This is a genomic window from uncultured Megasphaera sp., from assembly GCF_958350005.1.
Lineage (GTDB): Bacteria > Bacillota > Negativicutes > Veillonellales > Megasphaeraceae > Megasphaera.
In genome coordinates this window covers 1-4,684 of the sequence record NZ_CATWFF010000157.1, presented here as the reverse complement: position 1 = coordinate 4,684, position 4,684 = coordinate 1, and the positions used below count along the sequence as shown (strand labels likewise).

3 protein-coding genes are annotated in these 4,684 nt (G+C 44.9%); all 3 read left to right on the top strand.

The features are described from left to right. Positions 1-115: 115 nt before the first annotated feature. The 3 genes from Q3886_RS08490 to Q3886_RS08480 are packed head-to-tail and all read left to right on the top strand — an operon-like array spanning position 116 to position 4,636. Complete coding sequence (locus tag Q3886_RS08490; RefSeq protein ID WP_301860940.1) at positions 116-1,441, top strand: sodium-dependent transporter; 1,326 nt, start codon at positions 116-118, stop codon at positions 1,439-1,441. A gap of 35 nt (positions 1,442-1,476) precedes the next feature. Continuing rightward, positions 1,477-2,880 carry a glutamate mutase L gene (locus Q3886_RS08485; protein WP_301860939.1) on the top strand — a complete coding sequence of 468 codons (1,404 nt, stop codon included), beginning with the start codon at positions 1,477-1,479 and terminating at the stop codon, positions 2,878-2,880. Between the two features lie 4 nt (positions 2,881-2,884). After that, entirely contained in the window at positions 2,885-4,636 is a 1,752-nt protein-coding gene (locus tag Q3886_RS08480) for a cobalamin-dependent protein (RefSeq protein ID WP_301860938.1), read from the top strand. Positions 4,637-4,684 lie beyond the last annotated feature (48 nt).

Here is a 4,684-nt window from a genome sequence, read left to right as displayed (position 1 = left end):
GTACGTGGATGATGTTGGGCTTTTATATTTTTGTCATTGGCGGTGTATCTGTATGGGCATTATGCAAATGTCTGAAACAGAATGAATGGCATGATGACGTAAAGGGGGAAGGAATATGAGCACGGAGAATCAACAATGGGGATCCCGCATTGGGTATATTCTAGCGACTATTGGCATGGCCTTTGGATTGGGAGCAATATGGCGTTTTCCCTATGTAGCGGCAGAAAGTGGAGGAGGCGCATTTATTCTTATTTTTACGTTTCTGACTATTGTTGTAGCCATCCCTGCTGGCCTTGCTGAGCTTGCCTTTGCCAGAAAAATGAAAAATGGGCCTATTGTTTCTTTCAGAAAGACCTATGAACATAAAGGGATTATCAAATATATTGGTTGGATATTTCCACTTATTCCATTAGGAATGAATATGTATTACCTAGTAGTCGTATCTTGGACCATGGTGTATACCTTATTTACCATTACCAACGGCACTGAATTAATGGCTAATCCTTCTGTTTTTTTTCACGATTTTGAAAGCAATAAATTTGCTATTTTTGGTGCTACAGTCATTATTGTACTGACTGTCAGCATGATATGTCTGAAAGGCATTCAAGCCGGTATCGAACGATTCAGCAAATTTTGTATTCCTTTACACTATGTTGTCTTATTTTTGTTGTTAGGTACAGTCCTTACAATCCCAGGTGTGGAAAAGGGTCTGGAACTCTTTGCCAAACCAGATATGAATGCTCTCTTTGATCCATCCATATGGGCCAGAGCGGCTGGAATGGCTCTCTTTGCTGTAGGGTTGGGTCCTGCCTGTCTTATGGCCTATGGTAGTCATTTGCCGGATAATTCAGATATTACAATGGATTTCTTTACAGTCGTTATGTGGAATCTCTTTGGCTGTATTCTCTCAGGACTAGTTGTTATACCTGCAGTTGTGGCCTTTGGACTGGACCTGCAGGCCGGACCAGGATTGACATATATTACGCTTCCATATATCTTTGCACAGCTGCCGTTTTCTGGATTAGTTGCGTTTGCTTTCTTTTTTGCCATGCTGTTAGGCGGTTTGTCAGCTGGTGTGGGTATTCTTGAAAATTCGGTTACTACATTCAGCGGCGGATTAGGTTGGAGCCGACAAAAAACGGTATGTATTATTGCGGTTATCACTATTCTTGGTAGCATTCCCTGTATCTGGAGCAGTACTTTTTTAGAAAAATTTGACTTCTTAATTGGTGATATTGGGTATACACTGACTGCCAGTATCATGGCACTTACGTTGGCTTGGTATGTCGGTGCCAGAAAAGTACGTCAGGAGTGGCTTCTTCCGGGAAGCAGCATAAAACTGGGAAGGTCATTTGATATTGTCTATAAGTATATTGTTGTACCGCTCCTGCTGTTTTTATTCTATCAATCCCTTTGCAATATTTCTAAAATTTTTGGATAGTACAGTGAAGATAGTAGGGATTGGTGGGGTGAAATATGGAGTTGGCTACGCTGATTGATTTTGGTAGCACCTTCACGAAAGCGACGGTGTTGTCCCTGACGGAAAGAGAAATTGTATATACCTTTCGCACTCCTTCTACGGTGCAGAACGATGCCAGCATTGGATTGCGCATCTGTCTGGATGCGATTGAACAGCATATTGGCCGCAAGGCATTGGCCAGCTCTCAAAAACTGGCATCCAGCTCTGCTGCAGGTGGTCTGCGAATGGTAGTTATTGGACTCACGGATTCATTGAGTCTGACGGCTGGAAAGAATGCTGCCTATGGTGCCGGAGCGAAAGTAATCCGAACATTTTCCCATCGGCTTACGACATCTGATATAGATGAAATATATACGCTTCAGCCTGAAATTATACTGCTTTGTGGCGGCTATGAAGGCGGCAACAGTTCATGGGTACTGGAAAATGTACGCAAACTGGCTCAATGCGCCGGTCTTACCTGTCCCATCGTATATGCCGGAAACAGTGCGGTGCAGAAAGAAGTTCGCTTTTTGTTTGCCCAGCATCAAAAGGCCTGCGTTATTGCTGATAATATTATTCCTTCCATCGGGCAATTGAATATTTCTTCATCGGTTCAGGCTGTTCGCGATATTTTTATGAATCGCATTACCCATATGAAGGGATTTGATACGGTCAAAACATATGTCGGTCCGATAGTTATGCCTACGCCTGCGGCTGTATTGGAAGGTGTGAAATTGTTGGCTCAAGGAACGGATAAGCAGCCTGGGTGGGAGCAGGTTTTATTGGTAGATATGGGAGGTGCAACGACGGATATACATTCCTGGGCACCTGTGGAACTTCTGGACGGTGTACATTTTATCGGCTCTCCTGAGCCGCAGGCCAAACGGACTGTAGAAGGGGATATAGGCATGCGGGAATCCATTGCTTCACTGGTTGAAGTAGCTGATACAGACCGTCTTCTTCAGCTGACGGGACAGGATGATGCAGCAATTAAAACATATGTGAAAGAACGGCTGGAAAATCACGCCTTTTTGGCTAATACCAGAAAAGAACAGCAGTTTGAACAGGCAGCAGCTATGGAAGGAGTACGCGTGGCTGCTCGCCGTCATGCAGGACGTATCTATGATGGGTATTTCGGTAATAAACAGAAAGTTCAGACAGGGAAAAATCTCTGCAGGATAAAAGCCATTGTTGGTACAGGAGGTCCTATTATTGGCGCTCTATCTCCGGCTGCCGTTTTGTATGAAGCATGTCGTCATCGGGAAGAGACCCATATTCTTCTTCCTATGGAGGCAGCGTATTATCTTGATACGTCTTATATCTGCTATGCAGCAGGGCTGTTGGCGCAGATGGACCGGGAAGCGGCATTTGCCATCTTATCGCAGTCACTGCAAAAATTAGACGTAACAAGGGGGGAATGACGGAATGGAACCATTGATCAAGAAGAATTTAGTTCCCAATGAGGTACCAGATACGGCGGATATCCTTGCCAGAGCCGAACGGGAGGCGGCAGGGCTCTCTATTGGAACGACATTGTTTATGAAGCATTATGGCGTATCTTCAGAAGCTGAATATAAAAAGAAACGAATGGCAGAAGGCAAGATCATGCACCATGCCCATATTGGCTGGAATTCCTGGGAAGAAACAGCAAAAGGATTTCAATATATTTATGATGAACTGACGAATAAACGGGGTATTACATTAGATCGGTTTGGCGTTGCCCTGGATTGGGTCATGGGTGTGCCGGAAACTATGCGACATAAGGTCATGCAAGGCGGAAGCCTCGTGTTTAAAACGCCGGAAGAATGGGAAGCAGTGGGGCAGGTCGTACCCATACAGCCTCATTTCGGTGACCACATGATTGGCTCGCTGAACTCCACTGAAAATGCCAAGTTGGCGCTGCATGCTGGTGTTACGACGATGGGGAACATTGCGCAGTATTATACGTATGAATATCCCGGCGGTCTCATGAGCAAGGAAGAGCGGGTTATTAACATGACGACGGCCATCGCCCTGATGGCGCGGTTTAAAGATCAAGGAGCACTGATTCATTCGAATTTAGATGATGGATTTGGTGCCATGTTTCATGATCTGGCAAACCTTTGCGGCTGGGCTATGCTGGAACGATATATTGTAGAAGACTTGCTTGGCGCACGGTTATCTCACTGTTTTGGCAATTTGTTCAGCGACCCTATTTTGCGCATCATCTTTCTCATGGCTATGGACGTCATTAATACCCATCGGTCTCCAGGCTCCATGCTGTATGGCAATACGATCGACTTTTCGGAGGATTATAATCGCAACTATGCAGCTCTTTGCTCGTTTGTCCTGGCAGATACGTGTGGACAGATGATGGTGCCGACAGGCCATGCTGTTACGCCGATTCCGATTACTGAGGCCATTCGCATTCCCTCTGTCGATGAAATTATCCAGGTCCACATTACAGCGAATATGCTGGAAGAAAAAGCAAAACACTACCAGCTCTATTTAGATCGGGAAAAAATGGAAGTTCAGAAAGAACGGCTGGTCATTGGCGGTCAGATTTTCTTTGAACGAGTGCTCAATGGATTGGATGATATGGGTATTGATATTCGCAATCCCAACGAGCTGTTCTTGGCTCTGAAAGCAATGGGACCGGCAACGCTGGAAGAACATTTCGGAGCAGGGAAAAAAGATTCCCATGCCATGCGGGGGCGCATTCCTATTAAGCCGACAGATATTGTCTGGACAATTGGTCAGAAGAAAGAACAGATTTGTCGGAATATTCCAGGTCTGGAACATTCCCTGGACGGCGTAAATGCCATTGTAGCCTGTACAGATGTACACGAGTTCGGCAAAGAAATCGTCAAGGCTATTCTGCTTAAAGCTGGTATGCATGTCTTTGATCTGGGGGCTAATGTATCACCGCAGGAATTGGCAGATGCTGTGATTGAAACGGGCAGTTCCTTTATTCTCATATCTACGTTTAATGGCATTGCCCTGACGTATGCCAAGGATGTGCTGGACTGTCTGAAACGTAACGATCTGTCAGCCTGTGTTATTATGGGCGGGTTGCTGAACGAAAATAAAGATGGCCAAGCCTTACCTGTCGAAGTGCATGAGGAATTGACTAAACTAGGTATTATTTGTTCCAATCAGGCTGAGGATATCATTGACAGCATAAAACAACACGTGTAAAAAAATTTTATTTATACAAACAGGAAAGGAAGTAATCACTATGAGCAC